Source organism: Rhodococcus sp. NPDC004095, assembly GCF_053604015.1.
On sequence record NZ_JBSGGS010000002.1, the window covers coordinates 158,769 to 173,126 of the forward strand.

Sequence of the window (14,358 nt, forward strand, 5' to 3'; positions counted from 1 at the left end):
GGTCGTTGGGGCGGTCAGCTCCCCGAACTGCCCGCGCTGCCAATACTGCCGCTGTCGCCTGCCCGGACCCGGACCAGCCCGGTGATCGTGCCCTGCAGGTAGTCGCCCCGCGAGGTGATCAGCGCCGACATCTGCAGGGTGTCGTTGGCGATGGTGCCGGGCTGACCGGACTCGGAGACGACGGCGCCGGTGGCGGGGTCGATCACCGCGAACGCGAATCCGTCGAGGGGAGTCGTGTTCGGCTGCCCCTTCCGGACCACCGTGTACAGGTTGCCGTCCGCGGTCGACAGGTGCGGAACCGCCGAGCTGCGCACCGCGTTGTCCCACACCACGTGGCAGCCGGAACCGTCGATGTCCACCCGGGTCATGCCGCCGGTGAACGGCGCGGACGACGGCACCGCCGGACCGGCACCGTCCGGCACCGTCGGGTACGGATACCCGTAGGTACCCGCCACGAACACCGAGTTGCCGACGCCGATCGGGGAGTTCTCACTGCCCGGGCCTCCGGCGGCCAGTACCGGCGCCTGGCACACCTCGTCGCCGGTGTCGGCGCGGCGCACGATCAGATTCACCCGGGTGTCCGAGTTGTCGACGATCGCGACGTACTCGTGGCCGGTGCCGGGGCCGAAGAAGGTCGGCGTCGAGCCGGTGCCCCAACTGAGCTGGCCCGGCTTGCGGGCGGACCCGCGATCGTAGGTGTGCCGCCAGTCGATCGTCGGGGCGGCGTCCGCACCCGCGGACAGCTGGTACAGGGCGTGGGTGGTGGCCACGGACACCCCGGTGGGGGAGCTGGAGATGCTGTTCTGCACCTGCTCGCCTGCGGGCAGCCGGAGGGTGCGTGCGGTCCCGGCCGGATCGAGCGTGCCGACCACGCCGCCTCCGGTGGCGAACCAGACGTTGCCGGACCAGTCCGGAACCAGGCCGGTCACCGCGTCGCCGTCGGGAACCGCTCCGGACAGGTCGACCGTGGAGTCGACGAACAGGGCGTCGGCGGTGTGGCCAATGCGCTGCAGCTGCCGGTTGCCGTCGACGGCGACGAGGCGGTTCTGATCGTCGAGGAAGGCGTAGACGCCGCCGAGCAGGCTGCCCTTCGCCAGCTCAAGTGATGCCACCGACCGGGTATTGCCTGCGTCGAGCAGATGGACCGTCGGCTTCCGGCCGAGGACGGCGGTGCACAACGCGACGACCCGCCCGTCGGACCCCTCGAGCAGGGTCGGGCATGCGGACAGCAGCGGGATCTCGGTGGCCCCGACCGCTCCCGTGCCGGGGCCGGCGAGCGGGGTGGCATCGGACGACCCGGCGTCCCCGTGCATGGTGGCCGTGCCGACCGGTCCCAGGTGCGGGTTCGGTGGCGCCAGCGGCCCCCATGCCGGCTGTGCGAGCGCGGGAGGGCCCGTGACCGCGAGGGTGACGGCGGCGAGGAGCGGGACGAGGGTCGGGCGCATGATCGGCACCGATGAATGATGGCCGCGGACCTGCCCGCCTGTCCGGAGTTTCGGTCAGGTGAACTTGAACCAGCGGGTCGCCAGCCACGCCGCGACCGCGCCCCACACGATGAGCACCGCGATCGCGAATACGTCCACCGACCCGGAGACGGCGTGGTCGAGGGCCTCGGCGAGCGCCCCGGACGGCACGAGCCGGGCCAGGGTGTGCAACGCGTCGGGGATGCCGTCGCCGCCGAACACGACCGAGCCGATGCCCGCCATCACGAACCACAGCACGTTCGCCAGCGCCAGGACGATCTCGGCCTTCAACGTGCCGCCGAGCAGCAGGCCGAGTGCCGCGAACATCGCGGTGCCGAGGGCGATCACGACCGCACCGAGCAGGAGCCCGGCCGGGTCCGGTCGCCAGCCGAGCGCGAATCCGATCGCACCGAGGAGGACCATCTGGATCGCGACCACGATCACCACCGCCGCGCTCTTGCCCGCGATGATGCCCCATCGCGGAAGCGGCGTGGCGCCGAGCCGTTTCAACGCGCCGTAGCGGCGGTCGAACCCGACCGCGATGGCCTGCCCGGTGAACGCGGTCGACATCACCGCGACCATCATCACCGCGGGCATCACCCGGTTCACCCGGGGATCCCCGAGGTCGCCCAGCGGCAGCAACGTGAGGCCGATCAGCAGCGTGATCGGGATGAACATCGTCAGCAGCAGCTGCTCCCCGTTGCGCAGGAGCAGGGTCAGCTCGAGCCGGGTCTGCGCGGTGAGCATCCGCAGCGGCGGTGCGGGTCGCGGGTTCGGCGCGAAGGTGCCGGGTGTGAACCGGTTGTCGGCGAGACGGTCGGTGTTGGACATGGTCAACCCCGCAGCTCCCTTCCGGTGAGGTCGAGGAAGACGTCCTCGAGGCGGCGCTGGTCGACGCGGATCTCGGTGGCGAGCACGTCGAGTTCGGCGCACCAGGTGGCGACCGCGACGAGCACGGCCGGGTCGATGTCGCCTTCGACGACGTAGTTGCCTGCGGTCGGCTCGCTCGGGGTGAAGCCCGCGGGCAGGGCCGCCGCCAGCCGGGTCAGGTCGAGGTGTGCGGGCGCGGTGAACTGAAGCCGGCCGGCGGCGCCGTGCCGGGTCAGTTCGCTCGGGGTGCCCTCCGCGACGATGCGGCCGTGGTCGATGATCACCAGCCGGTCGGCGAGTGCCTCGGCCTCGTCCATCAGGTGGGTGGTCAGCAGCACCGAGACGCCGTCGCGGCGCAGCGCCTCGATCAGTTCCCACACCATCAACCGTGCCTGGGCGTCGAGGCCCGCGGTCGGTTCGTCCAGGAACACCAGTTCGGGGCGTCCGACGAGGGCGCACGCGAGCGCCAGGCGTTGCTGCTGGCCGCCCGACAGCCGACGGTACGGGGTGCGGACGGCGTCGGTGAGGCCGAGTTCGCGCAGCAGCCATTCGGGGTCGAGGGGGTCCGCTGAGTAGGCGGCGACCAGGTCGAGCATCTCGCCGGCCTTGGAGCCCGGGTAGGCGCCGCCGCCCTGGAGCATCACCCCGATGCGGGCGCGCACGTCGCCGGAGGCGACGGCGGGGTCGAGGCCGAAGACCCGAACGGTTCCGCTGTCCGGTCGCTGGAATCCCTCGCACATCTCGACGGTGGTGGTCTTCCCGGCGCCGTTCGGTCCGAGCAGGGCCAGCACCTGGCCGCGGTCGAGGGTCAGGTCGAGACCGTCGACGGCGACGGTGCCGTCGAACGCCTTCACCACACCGCTGAGTCGGAGCACGGGTTGTTCGGACACGGAAGAACTCACGGGACCTCAGAGTAGGCGTCGGGGGTTGCGGTCCTGTCCGACGCCCCGCTGTTCGAGGCCTCGGTCTCGACCCGCCACGGCAGCCGGTTGCGGGTGAGGACGATGAAGGAACCGCAGACGAGGACGGTGGCGATCGCGGCCTGCACGATGACGAACGGCGGGTACTCGCCGCCGTTCGGCATGACGATCAGGCTGACCACCGACGACAGCGCGATCGCCGGGATGCGGAACACCGGCCGGGTCGCCCACGCGGCGAGGGGGATGACGGCCCACAGCAGGTACCAGGGCTGCACGACCGGGAACAGGAGCACCAGGAATCCGAGGGACACACCGAGCGCGCCGATCGGGTGGATGCGGCCGAGGAGGACCGCGACGAGCATCCGCAGTGCAACGAATGCCGCTGCCAGTGACGCGATCGGCCGGGTCAGGCTGAGCACGGCGGTGGTGTGGTCGCCCAGGCCGAGCAGCACTCCGGCCAGACCGGTTCCCAGGCCGAGCAGGGTCGGCAGCGACATCCAGCTGCGCACCTCGTTGGCCGTGCCCAGGGTGTCGGGGCTCAGCCAGCCGAATCCGAGCCCGCTGATCAGGCTGACCGCGAGCACCACGACGATCGTGACCGCGGCGAGCAGCGCCGCGGCAGCGCACACCGACCGGAACGTGCCGCCCCACCGCCTGGCGAGGGCCATGCCGATGAATCCGAGGGCAAGTAGGGTGGGGATCTTCACCGTCGCGGACAGCGCGATGAGCCCGGACCCGGCCAGGAGCAGGGCGAGGCTGCGTCCCTCGCGGATGCTGAACCGGATCGGGTCTGCGCCCTCGATCGCGCGGAGCGCGATCTCGATGCCTGCGAGCATCAGGCCCAGCATGAGGGCCTCGTTGTGGATGCCGGCAACCAGGTGGAACAACAGCAGGGGATTGACGGCGCCGAGCCACAGCGCGGTCACGCTCGCGACCCCGCAGCGGCGCGCGAGCCGGGGCAGGGCCCACACGATCAGCGCGACGCCCGCGAGGGCGAGCAGGCGGTGCAGGAAGATGCCCGCGACGATGTTGTCGCCGGTCAGGGCGGAGATGCCCTTCCCGATCCAGATGAACAGCGGGCCGTACGGGGCGGGGGTGTCCCGCCAGATCGTCGGGACGGTCCGGGTCAGAATGTGGTCGACGCCGAGGGCCTGCGCGGGACCGATGGCGTAGGGGTCGAGGCCGCGGGCGGCGATCTCCGACTGCGCGAGGTACGAGTAGACGTCCTTGCTGAACATCGGCGGGGCGATCGCGAGCGGGACCACCCAGAGCAGCAGGGTGCGATCGAGCTGGGACCGGGTCAGCCGTCGCACGGCGGAACCCTCGCGGAAGCTGCCGACCGCGAAGCGGCCGAGCAGCAGCCAGGCCAGCACGACCATCGCGCTGCCGGTCAGGGTGATGGTCATGGCGACGCTCGGCATCCGTGCGGGCAGGCCGAGGAGGCGCAGTCCCTGGACCGGGTTCTGCAGCACGGGCTGCGCGCCCGAACCGAGAGCGCCGAGTGCCATCAGCAGGGCGCCCGTCGCGCCGAAGCGCCGGACGCCACGCAGCTGTGCGGTCTCGCGGGCGTTGAGGCCGGGGGCCTCGGGTTCGTCGCCGTGCAGGCTGGAGACGGCGAAACCGTCGCGGGGTCCGTTCAGTCCGAGGGCACGGCTGAGGAGGGTCTGCGACCGAGAGAGCAGGGCAGTGCCCCGTCGGGATAGGGGCCCGGCGGTTGCGCTGTCACCGGACTCCGGTGTGTCGTCGGTCTGCGGCACAGGATGCAGCGTAGCGGTGTTACACAGGGCACCCTTGGTGGACCGTCGGGTCGAATTCCGTCACACTGGTGTTGTGAAAACGGCAGACATCCGCCCCGAGCATCGCGAAAGCGCAGGTCCTGCGCCTGTTGCCGCGTCTCGTTCGGCGCTGCCGTCGGGCACCGCGATGGGTCACGAGGGTCACACCCGCGCGGCCGTCGTCAAGCTGCTGCTCGAACAGGGGCCGATCACCGCCACCGAGATCGGCGCCGAGCTGGGTCTGAGTGCCGCCGGGGTGCGTCGTCACCTCGAGGCGCTGATCGACGCCGGTGAGGCCCGTGCGACGCGGTCGGCGAGCTGGCAGCAGAAGGGACGGGGCCGGCCGGCCAAGCAGTTCCAGCTCACGGCCGCGGGCCGCTCGCGGCTCGGGCACTCGTACGACGACCTGGCCGGAGCCGCGATGCGTCAGCTTCGCGAGATCGGCGGCGAGGCGGCGATCGTCGAATTCGCGCGGCGCCGCGTCCAGACGATCGTCGCCGACATCGATCCCGCAACCGGAGGTGACACCGCCGAGGTGGAGCAGACCGCCGACGCGATCGCCGACGCCTTCACGTCCGCCGGGTTCGCGGCCACCACCCGGCCGGTCGGCAACGGTGTGCAGATCTGCCAGCACCACTGCCCGGTCTCCCACGTCGCCTCCGAATTCCCCGAGCTGTGCGAGGCGGAGACGCAGGCGTTCGCGGAGCTCCTCGGCACCCACGTGCAGCGGCTCGCGACCATCGCCAACGGGGACTGCGCGTGCACCACCCACGTACCGCTGGTCGCACCCGGTGCCGTGCACCAGGAAGCGACCTGACCACCGAGCGACGAACTCCGCCCTCCCACGAACATCGCGTCGTCGGTGCCCAGCCCGCGCCGCGCACGCAACACGACTCACGTAACAAGACTCCGGAAGGAGCTCGCATGACCGTCACCCAGGATCAGGCAGCCGGCCGCCCCGACCAGCCGACCCTGACGCAGGACGAGGCCATCGCCTCGCTCGGCCACTACGAGTACGGCTGGTCCGATGCCGACGTGGCAGGTGCCAGCGCACAGCGTGGCCTGTCCGAGGCCGTCGTGCGGGACATCTCCGCGAAGAAGAACGAGCCCGAGTGGATGCTCGACATCCGGCTCAAGGCGCTGCGGACCTTCGACAAGAAGCCGATGCCGCACTGGGGGTCGAACCTCGAGGGCATCGACTTCGACAACATCAAGTACTTCGTGCGGTCCACGGAGAAGCAGGCCGAATCCTGGGAAGATCTGCCCGAGGACATCAAGAACACCTACGACAAGCTGGGCATCCCGGAGGCGGAGAAGCAGCGTCTCGTCGCCGGTGTCGCGGCGCAGTACGAGTCCGAGGTCGTCTACCACCAGATCCGCGAGGACCTCGAGGCCCAGGGCGTGATCTTCCTGGACACCGACACCGGACTGCGTGAGCACCCGGAGATCTTCAAGGAGTACTTCGGCTCCGTGATCCCGGCCGGGGACAACAAGTTCTCGGCGCTGAACACCGCGGTGTGGTCGGGCGGCTCGTTCATCTACGTGCCGCCGGGCGTGCACGTCGACATCCCGTTGCAGGCCTATTTCCGGATCAACACCGAGAACATGGGCCAGTTCGAGCGGACCCTGATCATCGTCGACGAGGGTGCCTCCGTGCACTACGTCGAGGGTTGCACCGCGCCGATCTACAAGTCCGACTCGCTGCACTCGGCGGTCGTCGAGATCATCGTCAAGAAGGGCGGCCACTGCCGCTACACGACGATCCAGAACTGGTCGAACAACGTGTACAACCTGGTGACCAAGCGCACCAAGGTCGACGCGGGCGGGTCGATGGAGTGGATCGACGGCAACATCGGCTCGAAGGTCACGATGAAGTACCCGGCCGTGTGGATGATGGGCGAGCACGCCCGCGGCGAGGTGCTCTCCGTGGCGTTCGCCGGCGAGGGCCAGCACCAGGACACCGGCGCGAAGATGCTGCACCTGGCGCCGCACACGTCCTCGACGATCGTGTCGAAGTCCGTCGCCCGCGGCGGTGGCCGTGCCTCCTACCGTGGCCTGGTCCAGGTCAACAAGGGCGCGCACGGCTCGAAGTCGACCGTCAAGTGCGACGCGCTGCTGGTCGACCAGATCTCCCGGTCGGACACCTACCCGTACGTCGACATCCGCGAGGACGACGTGTCGATGGGTCACGAGGCGACCGTGTCGAAGGTCTCCGACGACCAGTTGTTCTACCTGATGAGCCGCGGCCTCACCGAGGACGAGGCAATGGCAATGGTGGTGCGCGGCTTCGTGGAGCCGATCGCCAAGGAGCTGCCGATGGAATACGCCCTCGAGCTCAACCGCCTGATCGAACTGCAGATGGAAGGGGCCGTGGGTTAGTGGCCAACGCAAGCGAGGCGACGGGCGTGAAGGCTGCCGTCGCCGGTGAGAACCCTGCGACGAATGCGCAGGCGGCGCCAGCCACCAATAAGGGCGAGGTCTTCACGTCGTTCGATGTGAATGCGTTCGAGGTGCCCGCCGGTCGCGACGAGGCGTGGCGGTTCACCCCGCTGCGCAGGCTGCGCGGCCTGCACGACGGCTCTGCGGTCCGCTCCGGTTCCGCGACCGTCGAGGTGACGGCGGTGGACGGGGTCACCGTCGAGACGGTCGGCCGCGACGACACCCGGCTCGGTCAGGGCGGTGTCCCGGCGGATCGGGTTGCCGCGCAGGCGTACTCGGGCTTCGAGACGGCCACCGTGGTGACCGTCGGTACCGAACGCGAGATCGCCGACGCGATCAACGTCGTCGTCACCGGTCCCGGCGAGGGACAGGTCGGCTACGGGCACATCCAGATTCGTCTGGAGGCGTTCGCCTCGGCGACCGTGGTGCTCGACCAGAAGGGCAGCGGAACCTACGCGGAGAACGTCGAGTTCGTGCTCGGCGACAGCGCGAAGCTGACCGTGGTCGCGGTGCAGGACTGGGCCGACGACGCCGTGCACGTCGCCGCGCACCACGCCCGCATCGGTCGCGACGCGGTGCTGCGGTACACGGCGGTGACGCTCGGCGGCGACGTCGTCCGCGTCACTCCGGTGGTGAAGTACGACGGTCCCGGCGGCGACGCCGAGCTGCTCGGTCTGTACTTCGCGGACGCCGGCCAGTTCTTCGAGCACCGGCTGCTGGTGGACCACTCTCAGCCGCACTGCAAGTCGAACGTCGTGTACAAGGGCGCGCTGCAGGGCGTCGCCGGCGCCGAGGCGCATCAGCCCGACGCGCACACCGTTTGGGTCGGCGACGTGCTGATCCGTGCCGCGGCCGAAGGCACGGACACCTACGAGATGAACCGCAACCTGGTGCTCACCGATGGCGCCCGCGCGGACTCGGTGCCGAACCTGGAGATCGAGACCGGCGAGATCGTCGGCGCCGGCCATGCCAGCGCCACCGGCCGGTTCGACGACGAGCAGCTGTTCTACCTGCGCTCGCGCGGAATCTCGGAGGAGCAGGCCCGGCGCCTGGTGGTCCGGGGCTTCTTCCACGAGATCATCGAGCGCATCGCCGTCCCCGAGGTGCGCGAGCGCCTCGAAGCGGCCATCGAGGTCGAGCTCGCCGCGGTCGGCGTCTGAATTCCGGCGAGTCAGCCGCCGGCACAACACTTCTCAAAGGACTCATTGAATGACTACCCCCGAAACCCCCGCCGCCGAGCCTTCCGTGCTGGAGATCAAGGATCTGCACGTCCGGGTCGCGCAGACCGACGAGAACGCCGAACCGATCAACATCCTCAAGGGTGTGAACCTGACGGTGCGGTCCGGTGAGACGCACGCGATCATGGGCCCCAACGGCTCCGGCAAGTCCACCCTCTCCTACGCGATCGCCGGTCACCCCAAGTACGAGATCACGTCCGGCAGCATCACCCTCAACGGTGAGGACGTCCTCGCGATGAGCGTCGACGAGCGGGCCCGCGCCGGCCTGTTCCTCGCGATGCAGTACCCGGTCGAGGTGCCGGGCGTGTCGATGTCGAACTTCCTGCGCACCGCCGCCACCGCCGTCCGTGGCGAGGCACCCAAGCTGCGGCACTGGGTCAAGGAGGTCAAGGAGGCGATGAGCGAGCTGGAGATCGATCCGGCCTTCGGTGAGCGCTCCGTCAACGAGGGCTTCTCCGGTGGTGAGAAGAAGCGCCACGAGATCCTGCAGCTGGGCCTGCTGCAGCCGAAAATCGCGATCCTCGACGAGACGGACTCCGGTCTGGACGTCGACGCGCTGCGGATCGTCTCCGAGGGCGTGAACCGCTACCAGGAGCGTGAGCACGGCGGCGTGCTGCTGATCACGCACTACACGCGGATCCTGCGCTACATCAAGCCGCAGTTCGTGCACGTGTTCGTCGGCGGTCAGGTCGTGGAGTCGGGCGGCCCCGAGCTGGCCGACGAGCTCGAGGCCAACGGCTACGTCCGCTTCACCCAGGCAGCGACGGCGGGAGCCTGATTCCATGACCAGCACCGTGCGCGCGCTCGACGTCACGAGCATCCGCCGGGACTTCCCGATCCTGAGCCGCACGGTGCGGGACGGAAAGCCGCTGGTGTACCTGGACTCCGGGGCCACCTCGCAGCGACCGGTCCAGGTGCTCGACGCCGAGCGTGAGTTCCTCACCACCTGCAACGCGGCCGTGCACCGCGGCGCGCACCAGCTCGCCGAGGAGGCGACCGACGCCTACGAGAACGCCCGGGTGGCGATCGCCCGGTTCGTCGGCGCGGACCCGGACGAGCTGGCGTTCACGAAGAACGCGACCGAGGCGCTCAACCTGGTCACGTACGTGCTCGGCGACGCCCGGTTCGATCGGCACGTGGGGCCCGGTGACGAGATCGTGATCACCGAGCTCGAGCATCACGCGAACCTGGTGCCGTGGCAGGAGCTGGCCCGCCGGACGGGCGCGACGCTGCGCTGGTACGGGGTGACGGACGACGGCCGGATCGACCTCGACTCGCTGGAGTTGAGCGAGAACGTCAAGGTCGTCTCGTTCACCCACCAGTCGAACGTGACCGGCGCCGTTGCGCCGGTCGAGGAGCTGGTGCGGCGGGCGCGGGCGGTCGGTGCGCTGGTGGTTCTCGACGCGTGCCAGTCGGTGCCGCACATGCCGGTCGACTTCCACGCCCTCGACGTCGATTTCGCGGCGTTCTCCGGACACAAGATGCTGGGCCCGTCCGGGGTCGGCGTGCTGTACGGCAAGCGGGAGCTGCTGGCGGCGATGCCGCCGTTCATCACCGGCGGGTCGATGATCGAGACGGTCACGATGGAGGCGACCACCTATGCGGCGCCGCCGCAGCGGTTCGAGGCAGGCGTGCCGATGACCTCGCAGGTGGTCGGGCTCGGTGCGGCCGTGGAGTACCTCGAGGCGATCGGGATGGACGCCGTCGCGGCCCACGAGCACGAACTGACCGAGCTGGCGCTGGACCTGCTCGGCGCGATGCCCGGGGTCCGGATCGTCGGACCCGTGACCGCCGAGAATCGTGGTGGCGCGGTGTCGTTCGTCGTCGACGGTATCCACGCCCACGACCTGGGCCAGATCCTCGACGACGAGGGCGTGGCGATCCGGGTCGGGCACCACTGCGCGTGGCCGCTGCACCGGCGGTTCGGCATCGCGGCGACCGCGCGGGCGTCGTTCGCGGTCTACAACACCGCCGAGGAGGTGCACGCCCTCGCCGCCGCGATCCGGCGGGCGCAGGAGTTCTTCGGCACCCACCAGGTTCTCGAGCCGCTGCGCGAGGACGACGGCACGATCGACGGGGCGTCCTGACATGCGGATGGAGCAGATGTACCAGGAGGTGATCCTGGACCACTACAAGCACCCACACGGCCGAGGACTACGCGAACCGTTCGGCGCCGAGGTGCATCACGTCAACCCGACGTGCGGGGACGAGATCACGTTGCGGGTCGCGATCACCGACGACGGTCGCGTGGGTGACGTGTCGTACGACGGTCAGGGCTGCTCGATCAGTCAGGCCGCGACATCGGTGCTCACCGACCAGGTGACCGGCATGGCGGTGACCGACGCGCTCGACGTGGTCGAGGCGTTCAACGAGATGGTCACCAGCCGCGGCACCGTCGAGGGCGACGAGGAGGTGCTCGGCGACGGCATCGCGTTCGCGGGTGTCGCGAAGTATCCGGCGCGTGTGAAGTGTGCGCTGCTGGGATGGATGGCATTCAAGGACGCCGTTGTTCAGATAGTTGATACCGAGGACGCGCCTGCGGCCTCGGGTGACGGGGCCGGCACCGTGCCGGCGGTGACCGGAGGATCTGCATCATGACCGAAACCCAGGCGGGCACGCCCGACGAGGCCGTCGCGACCGACACGACGCCGGCGCAACCGGCGGTCGAGCTGACCCCGGAACAGCAGGCATTCGTGGACGACCTCGAGGAGGCGATGCGCGACGTCGTCGACCCCGAACTCGGCATCAACGTCGTCGATCTCGGCCTGGTCTACGGCATCGCCGTGGACGACGAGTCGGTCGCGACGATCGACATGACGCTGACGTCCGCGGCCTGCCCGCTGACCGACGTCATCGAGGAGCAGGCCCGCGGTGCGCTGGTCAAGAGCGGCCTCGTCGAGGAACTGAAGATCAACTGGGTCTGGATGCCGCCGTGGGGTCCGGACAAGATCACCGAGGACGGCCGCGAGCAGCTTCGGGCGCTCGGTTTCACCGTCTGACGCACCCCTCCCGGAAAACCCCGCCGACCCCCTGTATCGGCGGGGTTTTCGCGTCTACACTCGCGCAGGAAGTTAATCACGATTCTCATCCGGTGTCGACGATGGCGGGCGAGTGCGGACCTTCGGGGGTGTGGGTGGGAACACGAGCACGTGCGGCGGTGCTTAGCGGATTCGGCGACCCGTTCGAGATCAGGGACGTCGAGGTCGACGCCCTGCAGGAGGACGAGGTCCTGGTACGGATCGCCGGGGTCGGCATCTGTCACACCGACCTGACCGCCGCTGCCGGCAGCATCCCGATCCCGGTGCCGGCCGTACTCGGTCACGAAGGTGCCGGGGTGGTCGAGGCGGTCGGCACCGAGGTCGACACGCTCGCACCCGGCGACCGGGTCGTGCTGAGCTACTCCGCGTGCCGCGGCTGCCGCAACTGCGACGAGGGCCGCCCCGCCTACTGCGAGCACTTCGCGGTCCTGAACCACTCGGGCCGGCGACCCGACGGCACCACCACACTGCGCCTGGACGGGACTGCACTGCACGGCAACTGGTTCGGGCAGTCGTCGATGGCCACCCGAGCCGTCGTCCGTGCCGCCGACGCCGTCCGGGTCGACGGTGATCTGCCGATCGAACTCCTCGGACCGCTGGGCTGCGGTGTCCAGACCGGTGCCGGGGCGGTGCTGCGCGTGCTGCGTCCGCGGCCGGGCGCCTCGATCGTGGTGTTCGGCGCCGGTGCGGTCGGTCTCGCCGCGGTGCTGGCCGCGGTGGTCGCCGAGTGCGCGACGATCGTGGTCGTCGACCCGGTGCCCGCACGCCGTGAACTGGCACTCGCCCTCGGCGCGAGCACCGTGATCGACAGCGCGGAACCGAATCTGGCGCGCCGGATTCGCGCGGTGACCGACGGCGGAGCCGACCACAGCGTCGACACCGTCAGCACCGCCGAGGTGCTCGGCACCGCGGTGTCGGTGCTGCGCTCGCCCGGCAGCTGCGCGACCGTCGGCCTGCGCGGACAGCGGAACCCGGTCACGCTCGACCAATCCGCACTCCTGCTGGGGCGCAGTGTCACCGGCGTGATCGAGGGCGACGCCGACCCACAGCAGTTCATCCCCGAGCTGATCTCGTTGTGGCGGGCAGGCAGGTTCCCCTTCGAGAAGCTGATCACGACGTTCGCGTTCGACGACCTCGCCGCCGCGCTGGACGCCGCCCGTTCCGGTGCGGCGGTCAAGGCGGTCCTCACGTTCACTCAGGAAGGCGCATCATGACTGTTCACGACCATGTCGAGAAGCTGCTCGCGGCGGAGACCGTGGATCCGCGGGAGCTGGACCGGCTGTGGGACGAACTGCCGGTGGTCCGGGTCGACGAGCTGTCGGGGAGCTGGCGCGGTCGCGGCATGCGGACCGGGCACCGCACCGGCCGGTTGCTCGACCGGACACGCTGGTACGGCAAGACGTTCGGCTCCCGGTTCGACGTGCAGCCGCTGATCTGCCGCGACGCGGACGGGAACCTGTTCTCCGACGTCGAGGCGGGCAACGGCGAGGCGAGCCTGTGGATGGTCGAGTTCCGGGGCGAGTCGACCGCGACGATGGTCTACGACGGGATGCCGGTGTTCGACCACTTCAAACGGGTCGGCCCCGACACCCTGCTCGGGGTGATGAACGGCAAGAACGTCCTCGACGGCGGCGAACACTTCTGGTTCGTCCTCGATCGCGACGACTGACGCTCGACCGTGACGACCGACGCGCGATCCTGACAACCGACGTCTGGGGCCGTCAGCCGGTCTTGGCCTTGCGCCCGGGCGACGCCTTCGTCGGGCCCTTCTTCGCACCGTCGGTCTTCTTGGCCTCGTCGACGCTGCGTTGGAGGGCCGCGACGAGGTCGACGACCTCGGCATCGGCCTCGCGCGCGGCGCCCGACGGCACGGTGACCTTCTCGCCGCCGTTCGCGATGGCCTCGTCGAGAAGCTTCTGGAGCTGGACCTGGTAGTCGTCGGTGTAGGACTCCGGGTGGAAGTCCTCCGACATCGAGTCGACCAGCATGGTGGCCATCGCGAGTTCCTTCTCGCTCGGCGAGGTGCCCTCCTCGAGCGACTCGAATTCCGCGGCGCGGACCTCGTCGGGCCACAGCAGGGTCTGCACCACCAGAATCCCGTCGCGTACCCGCAGTGCCGCCAGCCTGGTGCGTTGCCGCAGGGTGAAATGTACGAGCGCGGTGCGGTCGTTGCCGACGAGTGTCGAGGCCAGCAGGTTGTACGCCTTCGGGGACGCGGAGTCGGGTTCGAGGAAGTAGCTCTTGTCGAACAGGATCGGGTCGATCTGGTCGGAGGGCACGAACTGCAGGACCGGGATCTCGTGCTTCTCGGCGGCTGGGAGCTTGTCGAAGTCCTCGTCGGTGAGTACCACTTGAGCGCCGTCCTCGGACAGGTACGCCTTGTCGATGTCGGCGTACTGGACGATCTCGCCGCACTCGGAGCAGACCCGGTTGTACCTGATGCGTCCGCCGTCCTTGCCGTGGACCTGGTGGAACTTGATGTCGTGGTCCTCGGTGGCGGAGTACACCTTCACCGGGACGTTCACCAGACCGAACGCGATGGAGCCTTTCCATATCGACCGCATCACACCATGATGGTCCATACTCTGGGATCAGGCCAGGTGAAAGCCAAGGGC

General features: G+C 69.6%; 14 protein-coding genes. 9 read left to right on the forward strand and 5 right to left on the reverse strand.

What is annotated here, in order from left to right; genetic code table 11:
* Window positions 1-14: 14 nt before the first annotated feature.
* The 4 genes from ACWEPG_RS03965 to mptB are packed head-to-tail and all read right to left on the reverse strand — an operon-like array spanning window position 15 to window position 4,935.
* Entirely contained in the window at window positions 15-1,445 is a 1,431-nt protein-coding gene (locus ACWEPG_RS03965) for a hypothetical protein (protein WP_452594067.1), read from the reverse strand.
* Between the two features lie 54 nt (window positions 1,446-1,499).
* On the reverse strand, window positions 1,500-2,294 hold the full coding sequence (locus tag ACWEPG_RS03970; protein WP_450113794.1) for an ABC transporter permease: 795 nt from the start codon (window positions 2,292-2,294) through the stop codon (window positions 1,500-1,502).
* A gap of 2 nt (window positions 2,295-2,296) precedes the next feature.
* Window positions 2,297-3,235: an ABC transporter ATP-binding protein gene (locus tag ACWEPG_RS03975; RefSeq protein WP_450113793.1), complete on the reverse strand. Its 939-nt coding sequence runs from the start codon at window positions 3,233-3,235 to the stop codon at window positions 2,297-2,299.
* Complete coding sequence (gene mptB / locus ACWEPG_RS03980; RefSeq protein WP_452594068.1) at window positions 3,232-4,935, reverse strand: polyprenol phosphomannose-dependent alpha 1,6 mannosyltransferase MptB; 1,704 nt, start codon at window positions 4,933-4,935, stop codon at window positions 3,232-3,234. Before mptB ends, ACWEPG_RS03975 begins: the two co-directional genes overlap by 4 nt.
* Before the next feature lie 241 nt (window positions 4,936-5,176).
* Here mptB and ACWEPG_RS03985 point away from each other — a divergent pair, with 241 nt between their 5' ends.
* The 9 genes from ACWEPG_RS03985 to ACWEPG_RS04025 all read left to right on the forward strand — a co-directional run bounded on the left by ACWEPG_RS03985 (window position 5,177) and on the right by ACWEPG_RS04025 (window position 13,412).
* Entirely contained in the window at window positions 5,177-5,845 is a 669-nt protein-coding gene (locus ACWEPG_RS03985; RefSeq protein WP_450113802.1) for a helix-turn-helix transcriptional regulator, read from the forward strand.
* Window positions 5,846-5,952: 107 nt separating this feature from the next.
* Window positions 5,953-7,407 carry a Fe-S cluster assembly protein SufB gene (sufB, locus tag ACWEPG_RS03990; protein ID WP_450113792.1) on the forward strand — a complete coding sequence of 485 codons (1,455 nt, stop codon included), beginning with the start codon at window positions 5,953-5,955 and terminating at the stop codon, window positions 7,405-7,407.
* Window positions 7,407-8,627, forward strand: a complete 1,221-nt coding sequence (gene sufD, locus ACWEPG_RS03995; RefSeq protein ID WP_450113791.1) for a Fe-S cluster assembly protein SufD — start codon at window positions 7,407-7,409, stop codon at window positions 8,625-8,627. The genes sufB and sufD overlap by 1 nt, the downstream gene beginning before the upstream one ends.
* Before the next feature lie 49 nt (window positions 8,628-8,676).
* Window positions 8,677-9,483 carry a Fe-S cluster assembly ATPase SufC gene (gene sufC / locus ACWEPG_RS04000; RefSeq protein WP_450113790.1) on the forward strand — a complete coding sequence of 269 codons (807 nt, stop codon included), beginning with the start codon at window positions 8,677-8,679 and terminating at the stop codon, window positions 9,481-9,483.
* 4 nt (window positions 9,484-9,487) lie between these two features.
* Window positions 9,488-10,792, forward strand: a complete 1,305-nt coding sequence (locus ACWEPG_RS04005) for a cysteine desulfurase (protein WP_452593935.1) — start codon at window positions 9,488-9,490, stop codon at window positions 10,790-10,792.
* Between the two features lies 1 nt (window position 10,793).
* A complete protein-coding gene (sufU, locus tag ACWEPG_RS04010) occupies window positions 10,794-11,303 on the forward strand; it encodes a Fe-S cluster assembly sulfur transfer protein SufU (protein WP_450113788.1) in 510 nt (169 codons plus the stop codon).
* Window positions 11,300-11,704: a metal-sulfur cluster assembly factor gene (locus ACWEPG_RS04015; protein ID WP_450113787.1), complete on the forward strand. Its 405-nt coding sequence runs from the start codon at window positions 11,300-11,302 to the stop codon at window positions 11,702-11,704. The genes sufU and ACWEPG_RS04015 overlap by 4 nt, the downstream gene beginning before the upstream one ends.
* 101 nt (window positions 11,705-11,805) lie before the next feature.
* Window positions 11,806-12,957, forward strand: a complete 1,152-nt coding sequence (locus tag ACWEPG_RS04020; protein WP_450113801.1) for an NAD(P)-dependent alcohol dehydrogenase — start codon at window positions 11,806-11,808, stop codon at window positions 12,955-12,957.
* Window positions 12,954-13,412 (forward strand): DUF4334 domain-containing protein, encoded by a 459-nt coding sequence (locus ACWEPG_RS04025; RefSeq protein WP_450113786.1) that lies wholly within the window; start codon window positions 12,954-12,956, stop codon window positions 13,410-13,412. Before ACWEPG_RS04020 ends, ACWEPG_RS04025 begins: the two co-directional genes overlap by 4 nt.
* Before the next feature lie 52 nt (window positions 13,413-13,464).
* Here ACWEPG_RS04025 and ku read toward each other — a convergent pair whose 3' ends face one another.
* Window positions 13,465-14,307: a non-homologous end joining protein Ku gene (gene ku / locus ACWEPG_RS04030; RefSeq protein ID WP_450113785.1), complete on the reverse strand. Its 843-nt coding sequence runs from the start codon at window positions 14,305-14,307 to the stop codon at window positions 13,465-13,467.
* Window positions 14,308-14,358: the final 51 nt, after the last annotated feature.

What these genes read in the sequence shown, in the direction of transcription:
- ACWEPG_RS03970 (WP_450113794.1), bottom strand. Translation starts at nt 2,294, where the DNA reads ATGTCCAACACCGACCGTCTCGCCGACAACCGGTTCACACCCGGCACC.
- ACWEPG_RS03965 (WP_452594067.1), bottom strand. Translation starts at nt 1,445, where the DNA reads ATGCGCCCGACCCTCGTCCCGCTCCTCGCCGCCGTCACCCTCGCGGTC.
- sufB (WP_450113792.1), top strand. Translation starts at nt 5,953, where the DNA reads ATGACCGTCACCCAGGATCAGGCAGCCGGCCGCCCCGACCAGCCGACC.
- ACWEPG_RS04020 (WP_450113801.1), top strand. Translation starts at nt 11,806, where the DNA reads ATGGCGGGCGAGTGCGGACCTTCGGGGGTGTGGGTGGGAACACGAGCA.
- ACWEPG_RS04015 (WP_450113787.1), top strand. Translation starts at nt 11,300, where the DNA reads ATGACCGAAACCCAGGCGGGCACGCCCGACGAGGCCGTCGCGACCGAC.
- ACWEPG_RS04005 (WP_452593935.1), top strand. Translation starts at nt 9,488, where the DNA reads ATGACCAGCACCGTGCGCGCGCTCGACGTCACGAGCATCCGCCGGGAC.
- ACWEPG_RS04025 (WP_450113786.1), top strand. Translation starts at nt 12,954, where the DNA reads ATGACTGTTCACGACCATGTCGAGAAGCTGCTCGCGGCGGAGACCGTG.
- sufU (WP_450113788.1), top strand. Translation starts at nt 10,794, where the DNA reads ATGCGGATGGAGCAGATGTACCAGGAGGTGATCCTGGACCACTACAAG.
- ku (WP_450113785.1), bottom strand. Translation starts at nt 14,307, where the DNA reads ATGCGGTCGATATGGAAAGGCTCCATCGCGTTCGGTCTGGTGAACGTC.
- ACWEPG_RS03985 (WP_450113802.1), top strand. Translation starts at nt 5,177, where the DNA reads ATGGGTCACGAGGGTCACACCCGCGCGGCCGTCGTCAAGCTGCTGCTC.
- sufC (WP_450113790.1), top strand. Translation starts at nt 8,677, where the DNA reads ATGACTACCCCCGAAACCCCCGCCGCCGAGCCTTCCGTGCTGGAGATC.